At 34.2% G+C, this 21,091-nt stretch carries 10 protein-coding genes; all 10 read left to right on the forward strand.

The annotated features are described in order from the left end of the window. Positions 1 to 17 precede the first annotated feature (17 nt). The 10 genes from BLT80_RS08580 (at position 18) to BLT80_RS08625 (ending at position 21,052) form a co-directional block, all read left to right on the forward strand. Positions 18 to 953 carry a PorP/SprF family type IX secretion system membrane protein gene (locus BLT80_RS08580; protein WP_092467314.1) on the forward strand — a complete coding sequence of 312 codons (936 nt, stop codon included), beginning with the start codon at positions 18 to 20 and terminating at the stop codon, positions 951 to 953. An 18-nt stretch (positions 954 to 971) separates the two neighbouring features. Next, complete coding sequence (locus tag BLT80_RS08585; protein ID WP_092467210.1) at positions 972 to 2,843, forward strand: OmpA family protein; 1,872 nt, start codon at positions 972 to 974, stop codon at positions 2,841 to 2,843. Between the two features lie 284 nt (positions 2,844 to 3,127). Further along, the gene (locus BLT80_RS08590) at positions 3,128 to 9,067 is read left to right on the forward strand and encodes a T9SS type B sorting domain-containing protein (RefSeq protein WP_092467211.1); all 5,940 of its coding nucleotides are present in this window, start codon (positions 3,128 to 3,130) and stop codon (positions 9,065 to 9,067) included. 137 nt (positions 9,068 to 9,204) lie between these two features. Further along, entirely contained in the window at positions 9,205 to 9,834 is a 630-nt protein-coding gene (locus BLT80_RS08595; RefSeq protein WP_092467212.1) for an NAD(P)H-dependent oxidoreductase, read from the forward strand. Between the two features lie 79 nt (positions 9,835 to 9,913). After that, positions 9,914 to 11,107 (forward strand): DegT/DnrJ/EryC1/StrS family aminotransferase, encoded by a 1,194-nt coding sequence (locus tag BLT80_RS08600; RefSeq protein WP_092467213.1) that lies wholly within the window; start codon positions 9,914 to 9,916, stop codon positions 11,105 to 11,107. A gap of 251 nt (positions 11,108 to 11,358) precedes the next feature. Continuing rightward, entirely contained in the window at positions 11,359 to 14,196 is a 2,838-nt protein-coding gene (locus tag BLT80_RS08605; RefSeq protein ID WP_175455573.1) for a response regulator, read from the forward strand. A gap of 71 nt (positions 14,197 to 14,267) precedes the next feature. Beyond that, positions 14,268 to 17,129: a hybrid sensor histidine kinase/response regulator transcription factor gene (locus BLT80_RS08610; protein ID WP_092467215.1), complete on the forward strand. Its 2,862-nt coding sequence runs from the start codon at positions 14,268 to 14,270 to the stop codon at positions 17,127 to 17,129. Between the two features lie 504 nt (positions 17,130 to 17,633). After that, entirely contained in the window at positions 17,634 to 19,124 is a 1,491-nt protein-coding gene (locus tag BLT80_RS20395) for a tail fiber domain-containing protein (RefSeq protein WP_262508024.1), read from the forward strand. An 11-nt stretch (positions 19,125 to 19,135) separates the two neighbouring features. Continuing rightward, complete coding sequence (locus BLT80_RS08620; protein WP_092467217.1) at positions 19,136 to 20,488, forward strand: tail fiber domain-containing protein; 1,353 nt, start codon at positions 19,136 to 19,138, stop codon at positions 20,486 to 20,488. A 30-nt stretch (positions 20,489 to 20,518) separates the two neighbouring features. Then, positions 20,519 to 21,052, forward strand: a complete 534-nt coding sequence (locus BLT80_RS08625; protein ID WP_092467218.1) for a hypothetical protein — start codon at positions 20,519 to 20,521, stop codon at positions 21,050 to 21,052. Positions 21,053 to 21,091: the final 39 nt, after the last annotated feature.

Below are 21,091 nucleotides of genomic sequence, written 5' to 3' on the forward strand. Positions count from 1 at the left end.
AGCAATATAAAATAGACATGAAGAAACTATATTTTACAATCGCCTTTGCACTTATGATTTTAGTGAGTGCCCAAGCACAGCAAGACCCTCAGTACACACAGTACATGTATAATATGAATGTTGTTAACCCGGCTTATGCAGGTTCTAATGAAGCTTTATCCATAGGATTGTTATACAGATCACAATGGATTGGTATTACGGACGCCCCAAAAACAGCAACCCTTTCGGTGCATAGTCCCGTAGGGAAAAATGTAGGTTTAGGATTATCGGTTATTTCGGATAAAATAGGCCCCGTAGAAGAAAACAATGTGTATGCTGATTTTTCATACACCTTAAACTTAGGCGGAGAACATCGCTTAGCCTTTGGTTTAAAAGGGGGAGCAACCTTTCAAAATATAGGTTTGTTTAGTGATATTGGTAATGGTTATGTGCCAGATGCAAGTGATGAAGCTTTTAGCCAAAACACAAGTAATACCTATTTAAACATAGGAGCAGGTGCCTTTTATTACTCAGACAACTACTATGTGTCGCTATCCGTGCCCAACATGTTAAAGAGTACGTATTTAGATGTCACCAACAATGGCCAACAATTTGAATACGGCTCAGAGGTTTTACATTATTTTCTATCTGCAGGATATGTGTTTGACTTATCAGCCAACACCAAATTTAAACCTTCATTTTTAGTGAAGTCCGCATTTAATGCCCCTACGTCTTTAGATCTGTCCGCAAACTTTTTGTTTCATGATAAATTTGAAGTAGGAGCCACGTATCGTTTAGACGACTCTGTAGGAGCGATGGCAAATTTTGCCGTAACACCAGATATTAGAATCGGTTACGCTTATGATTATACGACATCAGATCTTAATATAAAATCGTCTGGGTCACATGAAATCATGTTGTTATTCGACCTTAATTTCTCTAAAAAAGTATCCATTTCACCTAGATTTTTCTAACAAAATAAACGTTTTAAAATGAAAAAAACATATAGTCTTTTATGCCTTTTATTAATCGTAACATTAGGCTACGGACAAAGCAAAGCAACAGAAAAAGCAGATAAACTTTACGATGGTTATCAATATGTAGATGCTATTGATGCGTATCTAAAAGTCGTTGAAGACAATAGTGCAGATACTTATGTTTATAAGCAATTAGCAGATAGTTATTACCACTTGTTTAACATCAAAGAAGCCTCAACGTGGTATAAAAAAGCTTTGACGACGACTCAAGATTCTGAAACCTATTTTCGTTATGCACAAGTTTTAAAGTCAGAAGGAAACTATGACCAGGCGAATAAACAAATGGATATATTTTCTAAAATGGAGCCTAACGATCAACGTGCGAAAGCGCATTTAAAAAATCCTAATTACATTCCAAAATTAGCAGATATCTCTAAAACATTTAATGTTGAAGAGGTTGGAATTAACGATGGAGCACAAAGTGATTTTGGAGCTGTTTTATCTAATGACAATATTTTATACTTTGTAAGTACAAGAAAAATGTCTGGCAAAGAAGATGCTTGGACCAACCAACCGTATTTAGATATTTACAAATCTACCCGAAATGAAGACGGTAATTTATCAGAACCAGAAGGAGTAGAGGAGTTGAATACCATCTATCACGATGGGCCATTAACCATAAGTGCTGATGGAAAAACGATGTACTTCTCACGAGACGGACACAGTGATGGTACCTTTAAAAAGATAAAAAGCAAACGTGTAAAAGTCGCACAGCAAGGTATTTATAAAGCCACTATGGTCGAAGGTAAATGGGGAAACATAGAAGCATTACCTATAAATAGTATAGAGTATACGGTAAGTCATCCAAGCATCAGTAGCGATGGGAAAACCCTTTATTTTGCATCAAATATGCCAAACGGTATGGGAGATTCAGACATCTGGAAAATAAGTGTATCAGGAAACACCTATGGAGAACCTGTAAACTTAGGACCAAAAGTAAACACTTCAGGTAAGGAAGGCTTCCCTTATATCAGTGAAGATGGTATATTGTACTTTGCTTCAAGCGGACATCAAGGTTTTGGTGGATTAGATATTTTTCAATTCGATTTAAATAAAAACGAAGCATCGGTAAACTTGGGAAACGCCATTAACACTACTAGAGACGATTTTGCTTTTAGTGTTAACAACACCTTAAAAGTCGGTTATTTTTCATCAAACAAATCTGGTGTAGATAATATTTATATGGCGATTCCTATCTGTCAGTTTGAAACTGTAGCACTCGTAAAAGATCAGGATACAAATGCCATACTACCAGGAGCAAGCGTTACCATTTTAGATGCTCAATTAAATGAGATCGCAGCGCAAGCGACAGAGATGACTGGCAAAACAAGCTTTAATGTTAGCTGTGATAACACTTATACTATAAATGTTTCCATGGATGGTTATGAAACGGCTTCGTTTAAAGTAGAAGCTTCAGAAGGTGAAGATGTCATTGTTAATGCGGATTTAAAACCAATAAACGAAATGATTACTGAGACCGAAGTCAAGTTAAAGAACATTTACTTTGAGTTCAATAAGAGTAACATTACCAATCAAGGAGCCTTAGAATTAGATAAATTGGTTGAGATTATGAAGGATTACCCAGAGATGGTCATTATGATACGTTCACATACAGACACCAAAGGAAAGGCTGATTACAATTTAAAATTATCAGAAAGACGTGCACAATCCACGATGCACTATGTGATTTCTAAAGGTGTCAATAAAGCGAGATTATCAGCCAAAGGTATGGGATCTACAACACCAAAAATAGATTGTAAATCTAATTGTACAGAAGATGAAGATGCACAAAATAGACGCTCTGAGTTTTTGATTGTTAAGGATTAAATAGGATGACGTGATTTAGTCTCTGATTTTATTAAAGATTCTAAAACAAAGAATTATTAATCGTAAAATTCAATTAACAGTCAGGCTTAAGTAACTATAAGCTTGGCTGTTTGTTTTAATAGGTAGGGAATTATTAGATATAATTGTTCTATTATTTTTAGCAAAATTTTTATTTTCACAAACAATTAACAACGGCATATTAAGTTAATAAAATAGTTTAAAATAATCAAAGTTTATGTCTTTTTAACGTGTTGATTATTAGAGGTTTTTGATAAAGGATTCAAATGGGTAGATATTTATTTTTAATAGTTTTTAGTATATTTTTCTTTCAGTTACATGCACAAGAACCAAACGATTGTGTAAATGCTGTAACGGTTTGTGGTAATGGTACATTTTCGTCTAATGCTACAGGATATGGTAATGACTATGAGGTTAGTTCTTGCGGTGGTAGTGAGCATAATTCACTTTGGTTAGAAGTTAATATTGTGCAATCCGGAACTTTAGGGTTTGATTTAATTCCTAATGATCCAGATATTTTGGTCGATTATGATTTTTGGGTTTATGGACCAAATCGTATTTGTTCTAACCTAGGAAGTCCAATTCGATGTGCAACAACCAATCCTAATGAAGCGGGTCTTGCAAGTAACCAAACAGGTATTAACGGAAGTACAACTTTAACACAATCAGGACCAGGAGCCAATGGTAATGGTTATGTATATTGGTTAAATGTTAATGTTGGGGAATCCTATTTTATTGTTATTGATAGACCTGCTGGAGATGGCGGTTTTCAATTAGAATGGACAGGTACCGCAAACGATGGGACAGGGGCATTTCCGGCGCCACCAGTTGTCAATGATATTGACGATGTTCTACAATGTAGTAGTACTCCAGATATAGCCGTATTTGGTTTAGATGGTTTAAAGTCAAGTATTAATTCGGACCCACTAAATACTATTGATTTCTATGGAAGTTTGGCCGATGCTACAGATGATATTAATGAATTACCAGGTATTTATGCCAATACATCTAACCCACAAACTATTTATGCTAAAGTCAAATCTTCAGGAACAGATTGTTATTCTATAGTTGATTTTGATTTAATAGTGACTCCAATTCCCACCGCGGCATTAGCAGTATCAAGTACAGCGATATGTGAAGGTGAAGACGTGACATTTACAATAACAGGAACACCAAATGCGACAATACTTTATAACATAGATGGAGGTACTACGCAATCCATATTATTAGACGCCACAGGTTCTACTATTATAACACAATCGGCTACGAGTGATATAACGTTAAACTTAGAAGATGCACAAATCTTAAATGATGCAGGAATTGTAGTATGTGCGCAAGGTTTAACGGATTCTGAAACCGTAACGGTATCTTCTAATGCCACACCCGTAATGGTTAATAATTCTCCAATTTGTGAAGGTGAAGATGGTGAGATAGAATTTTCAGGAGATCCTAACGCAACAATTGCTTATACTGTAGATACCGGATCACCTCAAACATTATCTTTAGATGCCACCGGAAATTTCACACTTACATTACCTGCTTTAACAGCGACTACCAACGTAGAAATACTAACGGTTACAAGTCCGATTCCACCAAATTGTGTAAATACACTTAATGTTATTGAAACCATAACTGTTAATCCATCACCAACAGTTATAAACCCAAGTCCTTTATTAGTCTGTAATGACGGTATAAACCCTAATTCAGCGGAATTCGATTTAGATCTTGAAAGCGCTGCTATTTCGAATAACGAAGCAAACGTAAACGTAACATATTACGAAACTCAAGCTTTAGCTGAAGCAGGAAATCCGCTTACGGCACTTGTGTCTCCTTATGATAGTACGTCAGCAAGTCAAACTGTTTATGTGCGCGTAGAAACTAATTTAGGCTGTGTTGATTATACGACTCTTAATCTTGAAGTGGTTGGTGCTCCTATTGCAAATACAGTAGCTCCATTGCAAAGCTGTGATGCCAATAGTCAAGGTTTTGGAACTTTCGATTTAACCCAAGCCGAAGCCGATATTATTGCCGGAAACACACAGCCCGTGCAAGTATCATATTATATATCGCAAGCCGAAGCAGAAGCTGGCACTCCAGAAATTACAGATCCAACAGCGTTTCAAAATACGTCTGCATATAACCAAACGATTCATGTTCGTGTAGATACAGACGGAACAGCGTGTTATAATGTATCGAGCTTAGACTTAGAAGTATTCGATACTCCAGCAATGAACACCTTACTACCTTTGGAAGTTTGTGATGATGCAGTAAATGATGGATTTACACAATTCGATTTAGATTCTCAAACCCCTTTACTTTTAGGTGGTACTACAGATGTTACGGTAACTTATCATATATCGCAATCCGATGCTGAAGATAGATTAAATGCTATTTCCGGATTATATACAAATACAAGTAGTACGCAAACTATTTATATACGTGCCGAAAATAATTTTAATACAGATTGTTTTGAAATTACGACGCTTAGCTTAATTGTTAATCCTTTGCCTACAGCAATTACGCCAACGGCCTTACAAGTTTGCGACGATGGCACACCAGATGGTTTAACTCAGATCGATTTAAGTTTAAAGACCACAGAAATTACAGGTAATAATCCTAATTATTCGGTAAATTATTATGAAACTTTAGCTGAAGCAGAATCAGAAACCAATGTTTTACCGACGTTATACACCAATACAAGTAACGGGCAAATTGTTATTGCAAGAATTGAAAATATAAATACAGGTTGTTACGATTTTACAACATTAGAATTAGTTGTAGAGCAAGCACCTGTCGCAAATAGTCCTACAGCCTTAGACTATTGTGATCCTGATAGTGATGGTTTTGGACTTTTTGATTTAACAACTAAAGACAATGAGATTACAGGGGGAGATACAACATTAACAGTGAGTTACCATGAGACAATGGCAGATGCTGATATTAATGTCAACCCTATAGTAGGTCTTTATCCAAATATTGTACAAAATGCGCAAACGGTTTATGCGCGTGTAGAAAGTTCAACAATTGCAACAGATTGTGATTCTATTGTAACCTTACAACTTTTTGTTAATCCAACTCCACAATTGGGAGCGACATCACCTGACCCCTTAGAGATTTGTGATGATATATCTGCAGATGGTTTCGGACAGTTCGATTTAACTAGTAAAATACCGGAGATTCTACAGAATTTAACAGATCCTACATTCTATACAGTCTCATTTTACTTGAATGAAACTGACGCAGATGATGGATTAAACCCAATCACTAATTCAGCAAACTATACCAATAGTGATGATTTTAATCAAGTGATTTGGATTCGTGTTGAAGATAATGCTTCAGGTTGTTATAAATTAACAACTTTAGAATTGATTGTAAATGCCATACCAGTATTGGTGCAAGCAAATCCATTGTTGTTATGTGATGATAATAATCCAGGTGATGAAATTGAAGCATTTACTTTAGAAAATGCTGCTGATGAGATTCTAAACGGACAATCTGGTATCGGACTAACGTTTTTTGAAACACAATTGGATGCTGATACTAATACCAATCCTATTTTTAGTCCTTATTCAAATACTTCAAATCCACAGACCATATTTGTAAAAGCAACCAATAATGCAACAGGTTGTACAAATACCATAACATTAACGTTGCGAGTAAGTCCAATTCCATCACCAACGGCTCCTGCAGATTTAGAAGTCTGTGATGACGATACAGACGGATTTACAAATTTTAATTTAGAAGAAAGAACAATCGAAATCATAGGTGGTGAGCTTGATGTTGCTATTACGTATCACGAAACCTTAGAAGATGCCAATACAGGTGTTAATGCTTTTGCAAGTCCTTACACTAATATAGTGATGAACCAGCAAACGATTTATATCAGAGCAACTAATACAATTACGGGTTGTTACGATATTTCAAGGACCTTAACGCTTCGTGTTTTAGAGACACCACAAGTGCCTGTGGCATTATCTGAATATGTGACTTGTGATTCAAATGCGGATGGTTTTACGCAGTTCGATTTAACAAATAAAGATTTAGAAATACTAGGAAATCAAACCGATGTCAGTTTAACCTATCATGTTAATGAAGCGGATGCCTTATCTGGAAATAATCCAATATCGACACCAGGAAGTTTTACCAATTCTAGCAATCCACAAACCATTTTTGTGCGTTTAGAGAATGACAATAATGTTTGTTTTGATATTGGTTCTTTTGAAATTAGTGTGGCTCTTCCACCAGAAGCGATACAACCACTTCCACTAGAATTATGTGATGATGCTGTTGCAGATGAAATTACTGTTTTTGATTTAACAGTAAAAAATGACGAGATTACTGGTGGCCAAGCAGGTTGGAGTGTTGCCTATTATGAAACTTTAGCTGCTGCTGAAAATGAAATCGATCCTGTTGATGCGGAAGCTTATACTAATGTATCCGTTTTAGGCGCATTAGCCAATCCACAAACCTTATTTGCTGTGGTCACAGATACAGACACTGGTTGTAGAGATATGGCAACGCTGACTATACGTGTTATGCCTAATCCAACGCCAACACCAAGCGATCAATTACCTGATTTAGAATTGTGTGATGCTATAAATACAGGAGATGGAGTAGAAGTTTTTGATTTAACCGAAAATGAAATTCTAATCCTTAATGGAGAAGCCGGAGTCACAGCAAGCTACTATGAGAGTTTAGACGATGCTGAATCGGGAACTAACGGTATACCAGACCCAACGCAATACACTAATATCGATACACCAGAACAAGAAATTTATGTTAGAGTAACCAATGATGTTACAGACTGTTATACCATAGTAGATTTTACAATTAAAGTGCATCCATTACCAGAAGTGGTTGCCGTAACAGATTTTATTCAATGTGAATTGTTTACTGATGGCTTTGACAATTTTGACTTAACGACAAAAGACGAAGAAGTTTTAAATGGGCAAGATCCAACACAGTTTATGGTGACTTATCACGCTAATTTAGCGGATGCGGAAGCGGGGATGAATGGTTTAGTGAGTTTGTATACCAATACGAGTAATCCTCAACAAATCTTTGTAACCATCACCAATACTGTTACAGGATGTTCAATAAGTACACAAAGTTTTAATATTGAAGTACAAGAAGCCGCACAAGCGAATCCAAATATGGATCCTATTATTTACGAAACTTGTGATGACAATATGGAAACGGACGACAATCCAACTAATGACAGTGCTCAGTTCGATTTAACCACGAGAGATCCAGAAGTTTTAGATGGCCAAGATCCATTGAATTACATAGTAACCTATTATGAAAACCAAGAGGATGCAGACTTAAAGGTTAATCCTCTACCAACTTTATATGAAAATATCGTGAATCCACAAGTGATTTATGCGAGGGTTGATAATGATACTTTAGATGGTACAGGCAATGATACGTCTGTTTGTTATGAAGTTGCTGCATTGACATTATTAGTAAATCCGATACCAGAGTTTAATTTAGAAGACAGCTACACATTATGTTTAAATACTAATGGGACCGAAGTTTTAGATCCATTAGTAATAGACACTGGTTTATCTGCAACTGATTATAGTTTTGTATGGACTCTTGAAGGGTCTTTCATTGGCCAGACGGGATCTAGTATTATGCCAACTCAAGGAGGAAATTATTCGGTTTATATAACGAATCTAGTTACAGGTTGTGAAAATGACGATGCAACAGTAGTCATAGAAAGTGAGCCACCAAGTCTAAGCGTGGAGCTGTTAACACAAGCCTTTGCTAATAACCACGTTTTAGAAGCGATAGCGACAGGCATTAGTGTTTACGAGTACAGTTTAGATGGAGGGCCTTGGCAAGATGAAGGTATATTTGCTAATGTGTCTACAGGTGAGCATCTCATAACAGCAAGAGATAAAAATGGTTGTGGAATCACCACCGAATCAATTTTTGTGATCGATTACCCATTATATTTTACACCAAATGGAGATGGTAATAATGACACTTGGAATATTGAAGGTATAGGAAGTAATGCTATAATTTACATATTTGACCGTTACGGAAAGTTATTAAAGCAACTAAGTCCGGATGGAGAAGGTTGGAACGGAACATTGAACGGTAATGCTATGCCAACGAGCGACTATTGGTTTACAGTAGAGTATGATGAGCCTAGTAGTGGTGTCCGTAAAGAATTTCAAGCCCATTTTGCGTTGAAGAGATAGTTTCAATTTAAAAATTATTTATAAAAAAGCTGAATATCATAAAGGATCATTCAGCTTTTTCTTTTTGTAACAGCCGTTCTTGGATCTACTAAGCAATCCAAAGATATATTATGTATTTTTGAAAAAAATTAGAACAAATGTCCATCATAGAAAAGTTGCAATGGCGTTATGCTACCAAAAAATTTGATGCTACTAAAACACTTTCAAAGGAAAAACTAAATACCTTAAAGGAAGCTTTCAATTTAACGGCTTTATCATATGGTCTACAAACCTTAAAGTTAGTCGTTATTGAAGATAAAATAGCTAGAGAAAGATTGGTTGAAGTGGCTTATGGTCAACGTCAAGTTGTCGATGCGTCTCATTTATTGGTCTTATGTATTCAAACTGAAATTGATGGTAATGATGTTAATAACCATTTTGATACTATAAAAGCGATTCGAAATACACCTGATGCGATTCTGAACCCTTTTAAAAAGGAATTAAAATCTACAGTTGAAGACATGCCTGCAGATAAGAAGCTTATTTGGGCAACTAAGCAGGCGTATATTGCTCTAGGTAATCTAATGACTGTTTGTGCCGTAGAAGGCATAGATAGTTGTCCCATGGAAGGGTTTATACCAACAGCATTAGATGAAAAATTGGAATTACAGAAGCATGGTTTAAGTTCTGTTTTATTGCTTCCGGTTGGGTATAGAGCTGATGATGATATGTTTTCAGAACTCAAAAAAGTGAGACAACCACTTTCAAAAACGATTGTAGAATTATAGCAGTTTTAACTGTAAGAAATATGTAAAATGATATCTTTGTTTTTCGACTGAAAAAACACAATAAAAATCAAAATTCACTATGCCAGGATTCGAGTTATTTAGCGATTTAGAACGCAAAGAAGTTAATGATGTTTTAGATAACGGAGTATTAATGCGCTATGGTTTTGAAGGCATGCGTAAAGGGCATTGGAAAGCTAAAGAACTGGAAGCTGAATTGACAACCACGTTTCAATCTAAGCACGTTCAATTGGTGTCTAGCGGAACAGCTGCAGTATCTGTAGCATTAGCATCGGCAGGAGTGGGAGCAAGTGATGAAGTAATTATGCCAACCTTTACCTTTGTGGCTAGTTTTGAGGCTATTATGATGTTAGGCGCTATTCCTATTTTGGTGGATATCGATGATACCTTAACATTAGATCCTAAAGCTTTAGAAGCAGCAATAACTCCGAAGACGAAAGCCGTTATGGTCGTGCAAATGTGTGGAAGTATGGGCAATATGGATGCGTTGCAAGACATTTGTAATACACATAATTTATTGTTTATAGAAGATGCTTGCCAAGCCATTGGTGGGACGTATAAAGGAAAACCATTAGGGAGTATTGCGGACTTAGGATGTTTTTCCTTCGACTTTGTAAAAACCATTACCTGCGGTGAAGGTGGAGCTGTGGTTACTAATAATAAAGAGTATTATGTAAATGCTGACCATTACAGTGATCATGGTCATGACCATGTTGGTAATGATAGAGGTGCCGAAACCCATCCGTTTATGGGGTATAATTTTAGAATTTCAGAATTGCATGCAGCCGTTGGCTTAGCACAAGTAAGACGTTTGCCAGAGTTTATTGCTATTCAGAAACGAAATTATACCATTTTGAGAAATGCCTTGGCAAGAGTACCAGGAGTGACTTTTAGAACCGTCCCAAAAGGAGGTGAAGAAAGTTATGCGTTTTTAAACTTCTTTTTACCAGATTTAGAAATAGCAGAAAAAGTTGCAACAGCATTTAAAGTAAATGGAGTAGATGCTTGTTGGAATTACTACCACAACAATTGGCATTATATTAAAAAATGGAATCATCTTAAAGATTTAAAATCTTTGTTTCCAATTTCAACAGAAGTAAAAAAAGGTTTAGAATATCTTCAAACAAAAACCTTTGAACAATCAGATCATTATATTGCTCGTAATATATCGTGTTTAATTAAATTGTCTTGGACGGAAGACGAAGTTAAAGAGCGTGCTGAAAAGATGGCGAAAATTATAAAAGCACATATTTAAATTATAAACATTTCAACTTCTGTGTGATAAGCAAATATTTCGGTATGATTTATCACCATTATAATTACCTTTTTTTAACGATTAGAGCAATACTATAATGTATGTAACCTATTTTGTTACATGATTTACAGCTATAATTGATTGATTTTTATATAATTGCTATGTTTAATTAGTAGTTAGCATATTGTATGAAATATCATTTCTTGATTTTATTCTGTTTCGTTTTTTCTTCAATTTTTGGACAAACTAAAGTGTCTGATTCATTAAGTATTATTGCCCTTATAGAAGAAGGTGAAAAAGAATCTGATACCATTTTGCAACTCCAGAAATTCGAAAGAGCTCTTATTTTATCACGAAAAAGTAATTTTAATTATGGAATGTATACACTTCATAAGAGAATTGCAGAATGGAAAAAAGAAAAATATAATACAGATTCAACTATTTCTCAATATAAAAAAGGTATTAAAGATTTAAGTTCATCAAAAATTTATAATTATAATTTACACGAATTAGTCGGTTTAGAATATACAAAGAATGGTAAATATGATTCTGCGTTGTTTTATTTAGATAAAAGCATAAAAATTAGTAATAGAATTGATCTAATAGGAAGAAGCTACATGGGTATTGGAAATATGTGGTTACAGAAGTATGATTATAGTAAAGCTTTTATAAGCTATACTACAGCAGATTCTATTTTTGAAAACTCTCCAAAATTTGTTATATCTAAAAAGAGAGCGCAAGTTAATAACTACTTGGGGTTCTGTGTGCGTAAAACTCATGGCGACAAAACAGCTTTAAAGTATTTTAATATCTCCAAAAAATTGTATTTAGAACTAAACAACACGTTTGGAGTTCAAGAAGTGAACATTGCTATCGCCCAAGTAGAAACGGCATTAGGCAATTTTGATAGTGCTCTAAATTTATTAAACGAGTCCATAGATTACCATCAAAAACATGCGCAAGAAGCTAACTCTTATTCGTACAGTGTTATTGTTAGAGGCTTTTTGTTGGTTAAAATGGGAAAAATCAAGGATGCAGAAAAAGACTATAAATTATACTATGATCTTGCTGTAGATTCTAAAAACAGATTCTACCAAATACGTGGACTAACTTATCTTGGAGATTTTTATACGAACACAAATCAGTTTCAAAAGGCAATTGACTATTTCAAATCTGCTATAAAAGAATGTCAGGACTTAAATGATTTTAATAAAGAACTTAAAATAACAGAAGCCTTAATTAAACTCTATAAAAAAAATAACGATTTATCCTTGGCCTTGGAAGCTTATGATAATTATATCGCTATTCAAAAAAAAGTAGATGAAAAGGATATTAAAGAAAAAACATTTGAACTTGAAGCCAAATACCAAACCGAAAAAAAAGAGCAAGAGATTACGTTATTAAAATCTCAAAAGGAAATTATAGAACAACAGAATAGAAATCAAAAAAATCTTATGTTAGGTGGTATTGGTATTACTACAATTGCAGGTTTATTTTTATTTTTTCTTTACCGTAATCACCAAAAAACAAATACTAAATTAAAAGAGTTGGATGCATTAAAGTCAAACTTCTTTACCAATATTTCTCATGAATTCCGCACTCCATTGACTTTAATCACTAGTCCTATTGATGACATGATATCCGATGATACGATCTCAGATAAAAAACGTCAGCAATTTACTGTTGCTAAACAGAACTCAAATCGTCTATTAGAGCTCGTGAATCAAATATTAGATTTGTCTAAAATTGATGCAGGACATTTAAAATTATATCTTCAACAAGGTAATGTACTTCAACTTGTTTCGGCTTTAAGCGAATCTTTTTCCTATTCTGCAAAACAAAAAAACATTAGATATACTATTGATGTGGAGCAAAGCTCAGAAGCGGTATGGTATGATAAAGATGCGGTTGAGAAAATAACAATTAATTTATTGTCTAATGCTTTAAAATACACACCAGAGAATGGAACCGTTTCTTGTAAGGCATATGTGGAAAATAATAGATTATTCCTAACGATTAAGAATTCTGGAAAAGGATTAACATCATACGAATTAAAAAATATTTTTGAGCGTTTTTATCAAACCAATGATCAAAATCAAGGTTCAGGAATTGGTCTGGCTTTAGTTAAAGAATTAGTTGAGTTACACAATGGAAAGATCGAAGTACAAAGTAAACCAAACGGAGAAACATCATTTAGTCTCAATATATCTCTTGATAAAAAAAGATTTAAAAAAGATACCATACTAATTAAATCAAAGACTAAGGTTGAAAGTGGCGTACCGCTGTATACTAGTGCTTCCATCGAAGAAGACGAAGAATTTAAAGATAGTGATTTACCAATTTTATTAATTGTTGAAGATAATAATGACTTGCGAAGTTTGCTAAAACAATCGTTTGAAAATAATTACAATGTCATTACTGCACCAAACGGAAAAATTGGTGTAGAATTAGCATTAGAGCATATTCCAGATCTTATTATTTCGGATATTATGATGCCCGAAAAAGATGGTATTACATTATCTGAAGAGTTAAAAACTGACGAACGTTCAGCACATATTCCTATTATATTATTAACGGCTAAAGCAGAAGTTGAAAGTCAATATAAAGGTATTGGTACTGGTGCTGATGATTATATCTCCAAACCTTTTGATAAGAAATTATTAGCCCTTAAAGTTGAAAAACTAATTGAATCGAGACGACAACTGCAATTACGTTACAGTCAAGAATTAGTGTTACTGCCCAAGGATATTGCTATGACTAACTTGGATGAAAAATTCCTCGAAAAAGTACAGCTTTCCTTAGATCAAAGTCTTACAGATCCTTCTTTTAATGTTACAGAATTTTCGGAAGCTGTTGGTATGAGTCGAATGCAGCTTCATAGAAAGCTAAAGGCTTTAACCGGACTTACTGCATCCGAATTTATTCGTTCGCAACGGCTTAAATTGGCTACAGAATTCTTAAAATCCTCAGATATTAATATATCTCAAATTGGGTATTCGGTTGGTTTTAATGACCATTCTTATTTCGCAAAGTGCTTTAAGGAAGTTTATAATTGCAGTCCTACGGATTATGCAAATAAACATACGTAGTTTAAAAATATAGTTGACTAATTGATATTCATAATATTGACTTATCTTTAAATGGTCTATTGATAAATGTTATGAATTTAAAATACCTCGTAATCTTCTTAACAATGCCTTTGTTCTGTCTTGGGCAAAAAGGAAAACCACTAGATTCTTTAAAACAACTTATTTATACATCTAAGGAGTTTTCAGATAAAGGCCAACTCGATAGTAGTTATCATTATGCTAAAATTAGTTATAGTTTGGCCAAACAACTCAAAGCAGATTCATTGCAAGTAGAAATTGTAGGCACCTTAAGTTATTATGAACCTGATTTAGAAAAAGCATTGGAGTATTTAGCGGAATCAGAACCTATTGCTATTAAGAATAAACAGTGGAAGTACTTAAAAAACATGTATTATGTAAGAGGTACTCTATTCTATCATAGAACTAAAGATGAACGTGCGTTAGTTCATTTTCTAAAACTAGATTCACTTTTAGAAAAGAGAAATGATGATATCTTCCTGGCTGCTATGAATAAAGTGAGTATCGTGAATATTCTATATGATTCGCGGACCGCAAATGATACCAGTTTTTTTGCTCAGATGAATAAAAATATCAAAGACGGACTTCAACTGGTTAATGCGGGTTTAAAGATTAGTAAGGATAGTCTTAAATTCTATAATGCGTATTACCTTAATGTACCAGCTGCTATTCTGTACGAGAAAAAGGCCTATATGCATGTTCAAAGAAAAGAACCTAAAAAGGCCATTATTAATTATCAGAAGGCACTTTCAAATACAGGATATGTCGATTCTAAATTTACCGATAATCCACTTAGAAAATCTTTAATCTATAATGGATTAGCAAACCTATATGAGAGAGAAAATCAAAAAGATTCGGCCTTACACTATTATAAGAAGGAGTTAGTAGCTATTTATAAAACCACAGATACCTTAATGCAAGCCATATCTAATTATAAAATAGCCGAATTTTATAATAACAACAATAATCCAAAAACAGCACTGCTATACCTCAACACCGCTCAAGATTTAATGGAGAGCGCTTATTTTGTTCGTGACGAACATAACTATAAGCTTCTAGATATTCTGGCCAGTGTTTATTTTAACCTTGGAAATTTCGAGAAAGCTTATGAAGCTTCGGAAAAGGCTAGGCAGCATCTTATTAAAATACAAACTGCGTTTAATAAAGAAAATATATCTGAACTTGAAACGAAATACCAAACCGAAAAAAAAGAACAAGAGATTTCCTTATTAAAATCTCAAAACGAGATTGAAGAACAACACAATAAGAATCAAAAAAATATGTTTTTGGGAGGTATAAGTATCCTTTCTATTGCCGGATTGTTTCTGTTTTTTCTCTATCGAAATCGCCAAAAAACAAATATAAAATTAAAAGAATTAGACGCCTTAAAATCGAACTTCTTTGCTAATATTTCGCATGAGTTTCGGACACCGTTAACCTTAATATCTAGTCCTATTAATGATATTTTAGCAGAAGATTCAATATCAGATAAAAAACGTAAACAATTTACTATTGCCAAACAAAATTCTGAACGCCTGTTAGAACTGGTCAATCAGTTGTTAGATCTCTCAAAAATTGATGAAGGTCATTTAAGACTACAGCTTCAAAAGGGCAATGTGCTTCAACTTATTGCTGCATTAAGTGAATCATTTATCTATCATGCAGAGCAGAAAAACATTATATATAATATTGCTGTTTCAGAAGATGAAAGAGCAGTTTGGTTCGATAAAAGTGCCATCGAAAAAATAACCATTAATCTATTGTCTAATGCTATAAAATACACTCCTAATAATGGTGTAATTTCTTGCGAAGCTTATCTCAAAAACCAAACGTTATTTTTTAAAATTTCAAACTCAGGAAAAGGTTTAACATCGTATGAATTGAATAATATTTTTGAGCGTTTTTACCAAACTAACGATCAAAACCAGGGTTCAGGAATCGGTTTGGCTTTGGTGAAGGAATTGGTAGAACTGCATAAAGGCTCTATTGAAGCCCAGAGTATACCAAATGAGGAAACATCATTTATTCTTAAGCTTTCTGTCGATAAAAATAGCTTTAAAGACGCGACATTATTAACGACATCAAATCACAAGGTAGACGAAGGAATACCGCTGTATACAAACGTTATAAATGATGAAGATGAAACCTTTATAGACAATGACTTACCAATCCTATTAATTGTTGAAGATAACGATGACTTACGGCACCTGCTAAAACAAATTTTTGAAGAACAGTATAATGTGATAGTTGCGTCTAATGGCAAAATAGGAGTTGATTTGGCATTAGAGCACATTCCCGATTTAATTATATCGGATATTATGATGCCAGAAAAGGATGGTATTGCTTTAACCAAAGCATTAAAAAATGACGAACGTTCTGCGCATATCCCAATTATATTACTGACCGCAAAAGCAGAAGTTGAAAGTCAGTTTGAAGGGATTGAAACTGGTGCAGACGATTATACAATCAAGCCTTTTAACAAAAAATTATTGCTTCTAAAAGTTGAAAAACTAATTGAATCTAGACGACAACTACAATTACGGTACAGTCAAGAATTGGTCTTATTACCTAAAGACATTGCGGTGACCAATCTAGATGAAAAATTTCTTAAAAAAGTGGAGACCATTTTAGAGAAAAACCTCATAGATCCTTCTTTTAATGTCACCGAATTTTCAGAGGCTGTTGGTATGAGTAGAATGCAATTACACAGAAAGCTAAAAGCGTTAACAGGACTTACGGCATCAGAATTTATCCGTTCTCAACGGCTTAAATTAGCTGCGAAATTATTAAAAACGTCAGATATTAATATGTCTCAAGTTGGATATTCTGTGGGTTTTAATGACCATTCTTATTTTACCAAATGTTTTAAGGAAGCCTACAATTGCACACCAACTGAGTTTGCAAACCGTAGTTAATTTTAAGGTCACTTTAAGCAATTTGGCGAACTAGGTTTTCATTTCATATAAATATTGTATCCAGCTTCACTTTTTTGATTTGGTTCTTGGCTCTAAATGTCTTGTATTGAACCTGTCGAAGCAAGCGGTTTAGACGCGTTTATCCAATTAATCCTAAATAAATTCACTTCCATAGCTCTTATATCTCTTGCTATAGCTAGCATGTTACAATAATCATAACAATTGTTACATAAGTAATATCCTTCTCACAACTTACATTCTACATTTACTACATACTTCTTCCCTGCAGTAGTAATATCGTTCTAATGGTTAAAAAAAAAAACAGCATTAAAGGTGAAATAGATCACTTCCCTGAGTATCAAATTTATCTCAATGTTAACCATTTAGAAACAGGTATATATACTTTGAAAATTACACATAAAAACAAAGTTATAAAAACAACCACTTTTAAAAAATAGGATTATGAAATCACAGATTCACAACTATCAAAACAAATATTTAAAGATGAGTAAAATACTATTTGCAGTGCTTGTTATCTGTTTGATGTCAATCTCCAGTTTTGCGCAAACGGGTTTTAATTATAAAGCGCTTATAAAAGATGCAAATGGGAACGTTCTAAGCAATCAAGAAATTGATATACGATTCACAATCCAAACACTCGAAGGACCTATTTATATTGCTTCATATCAAGAACTTCATTCACCCACGACAGATAGTAATGGTATTGCGATTGTTACTATAGGCGAAGGTAATATTATAGCAGGGACTTTTCCAGATAATTTTTGGCTTCCTAACATTACACTTAACACAGAAATAGATATAGAAAGAGATGGCACATTTGTAGATTTTGGTGAATCTAACTTTAAAAAAGTACCAATGGCAATTCATGCCGATAATGTTTTTAGTGGTGATTATAACGATTTAATCAACCCACCCGTAATAACTCCAGCCAGTGGTTTAGAACAAATTACAGAAGAAACAGCGAACAATTCAGGTTTATTTCGTACTGGATGGAGGTTATTTGATGCAGATCCGGCAAAACATGGCCCAATAGGTGACAATGCTATAGACTTAAGTTTTAGTATTAGTGAATCAACGACTCGCGGAGCTACAGGTGAACATTCAGTAGCATTCGGTTTATCTACTACTGCGTCAGGAAAATATTCAACTGCAACTGGTATAGCAACAACTGCTTCTGGAATCTATTCAACAGCACTAGGTTATGGAACCAAAGCTGAATCTTTTAGGTCTTTTGCAATTGGAAGTTATAATATTGGTGGTGGGTATGCAGGTGTTCCTGAAAATCCAAATTCAACCCTTAGTTGGGTAGGGACCGACCCTTTGTTCGAAATTGGTAATGGTAGAAATGCAAGAAGTAATGCATTAACCGTCTTAAAAAATGGTAAAGTTGGCATTGGCAGGCATCAACCTACTAGTTTATTAGAAGTACAACATCCAAATGTTGCACCAACTTCAACTAACTTAAGTAATGCTTTTAGTATAAGAAATATAGAAAACGAATCTTGGCAATTCTATACACAATATAACGGCAATTTACATTTATATAATAATGGTGTTTATCGCGGTGCTTTTCTAGGTTCATCTGGTGCTTATACACAAACTTCAGACAGACGCACAAAGAAAGACATCACTTCCTTAGAAAATGGCACTTTGGATAAAGTAATGCAACTTAATCCTGTGAGTTACTTAATGAAAGCCCAAACCGATACCAAACGAAATGTAGGTCTAATCTCTCAAGAAGTTCAAGACATCTTTCCAAGCATTACATATTATGTTGAAGAATCCGACTTAATCACCTTGTCTTATACAGAGTTGATTCCAATTTTAATAAAAGCACTGCAAGAGCAGCAAGACATTATTGAAGCTCAAAAAGCTAAGGATGTTGTGCAAGATAAATCGATTTCAGAACAATCTCAAACTATTAAATCATTAGTCGTGCGATTAGATCAATTAGAAGCAAAATCAAGTAATTAAAAAATTAGAACATGAAAAAAACTATAGTCACATTAGTCATCGCTTTTTTTGTTACGATTTCAAGCTTTGCCCAACAAGGCATTAACTACAAAGCGGTTATAAAAGACAATTTAGGAAACATACAAGCCAGCCAAACTATTGGTGTACAGTTTCAAATACGAGAAGCCTCAGCAAATGGGAGTGCTGTTTATACAGAGACACATACATCCACAACGGACGCTAACGGCATCTTAATTTTAAATATTGGAACAGGCACTACTACAGATACATTTAATACTGTTGATTGGAGTAGTAACGAACACTGGCTTAACGTGCAAATTGATGTTTCAGGAGGTACTAATTATACTGATATGAGTACCACTCAATTTATGGCAGTGCCTTATTCATTGAGCTCTGCTGATAACCTTTGGCAAAGAAATGGAGATGATGCAACTGCTATTACAGAAAAAGTTGGTATTGGTACTTCAGAACCAGAAAGCTTATTGCATATCGAAAATGATGGTGAGACTAACGTGACTGATCTAAGAGTGCATTCAAATTTTGGACCGAGCGATATTATATTAAGTGTTGGTCGTTTTTCAGAAACAAATAACAAAATTACTTCTAGTGGAGGTAATTTGACCATCAGCCGATATTTTGAAGATATGGGTGAAACTCTTGATCTCTTGCATATAACACATGATGGAAACATAATAGCACCAAATAGTAATTATGTATATGATTCCCATGCGCTCACAACAAGAGGTTATAATGATAACAGATATTTGAAAAAGGGAGGCAATATTACTTCTGATAATATAGGGATTGGTAGAGATACACCTTCAAGTCTATTAGAAGTTGCCCATCAAGATGGAAGCCCTTCTTCATCAAGCCGCACCAATGCTTTTAGTATTCGCAATTTAGGTACCGGAAGATCGTGGCAATTTTATACACATTCTTCGGGTTATTTAGAATTGTTTAATGATGGTAATCATAAAGGATCTTTTAATCCAAACTCTGGTGTTTACAATACAGTTTCAGACAGACGCCTAAAAAAAGACATCACAGCTTTAGAAAATGGCACACTCAATAAAGTAATGCAACTCAACCCTGTAAGCTACTTAATGAAAGACCAAACGGATACTAAGCGTAACTTAGGTTTAATCTCTCAAGAAGTACAAGTGATATTTCCAAGTATTACAAATTATGTTGAAGAATCAGACTTAATAACCTTGTCTTATACTGAGCTGATTCCAATTCTCATAAAAGCATTGCAAGAGCAACAAAATATTATTGATGGTCAACATTCAGAAAACATACAACAGAACCACGCTATTCAATCTTTGCTGCAGCGCATGGATGCGCTAGAATCCGCAAATAATTAAATATGTTTAACCAATAAACAAAAGCACATTATGAAAAAATCAATTTTAACATTAATAACACTAATTGCTCTATTAACTTTTAGTTGTGAAACAGAAATTCCAGAAACCGATTCAACAGCTCCAACATTTAGTTTACACATTAAAAGCGCAAGATTTGAACATACGTTTACGCAAGATGACGATTTTAATAACATCACCCTTAAATTAAAAAATGATGCAGGTTATCAATTTACTCTAACAGGAGTTGATAATGGTGGAGTAAGAATGATGCGCTGGCAAGTGCCAAGTAATGATCATATAGAATTTGATAATGAAATATTAAGCCCTTGGACTATAAGAAATATATCACCTTTTAACAGAATGATTGAGTTTTTAGGTGACAGGAATAACCCATATACTGCTGAGTTTCTAAATGGAAAATTCAGAGCGAAAGGAAACCAAGCATTTGCCGTTTTCAACATTTTTATATCAGATTTTGGTGGGGAATCTGCTAATTATAACAATGCTTCTGCAGCATTAGATATAGCTATAGGCAATTGGGAAGCAGAAATTATTGAGAATTAAAAAAAGCTTATTAAATAACCTCATCTCACGTGTAGAAAA

The organism is Winogradskyella thalassocola, assembly GCF_900099995.1.
In the GTDB taxonomy this organism is placed as follows: Bacteria; Bacteroidota; Bacteroidia; order Flavobacteriales; family Flavobacteriaceae; genus Winogradskyella; species Winogradskyella thalassocola.

What these genes read in the sequence shown, in the direction of transcription:
- BLT80_RS08580 (WP_092467314.1), top strand. Translation starts at nt 18, where the DNA reads ATGAAGAAACTATATTTTACAATCGCCTTTGCACTTATGATTTTAGTG.
- BLT80_RS08585 (WP_092467210.1), top strand. Translation starts at nt 972, where the DNA reads ATGAAAAAAACATATAGTCTTTTATGCCTTTTATTAATCGTAACATTA.
- BLT80_RS08590 (WP_092467211.1), top strand. Translation starts at nt 3,128, where the DNA reads ATGGGTAGATATTTATTTTTAATAGTTTTTAGTATATTTTTCTTTCAG.
- BLT80_RS08595 (WP_092467212.1), top strand. Translation starts at nt 9,205, where the DNA reads ATGTCCATCATAGAAAAGTTGCAATGGCGTTATGCTACCAAAAAATTT.
- BLT80_RS08600 (WP_092467213.1), top strand. Translation starts at nt 9,914, where the DNA reads ATGCCAGGATTCGAGTTATTTAGCGATTTAGAACGCAAAGAAGTTAAT.
- BLT80_RS08610 (WP_092467215.1), top strand. Translation starts at nt 14,268, where the DNA reads ATGAATTTAAAATACCTCGTAATCTTCTTAACAATGCCTTTGTTCTGT.
- BLT80_RS20395 (WP_262508024.1), top strand. Translation starts at nt 17,634, where the DNA reads ATGAGTAAAATACTATTTGCAGTGCTTGTTATCTGTTTGATGTCAATC.
- BLT80_RS08620 (WP_092467217.1), top strand. Translation starts at nt 19,136, where the DNA reads ATGAAAAAAACTATAGTCACATTAGTCATCGCTTTTTTTGTTACGATT.
- BLT80_RS08625 (WP_092467218.1), top strand. Translation starts at nt 20,519, where the DNA reads ATGAAAAAATCAATTTTAACATTAATAACACTAATTGCTCTATTAACT.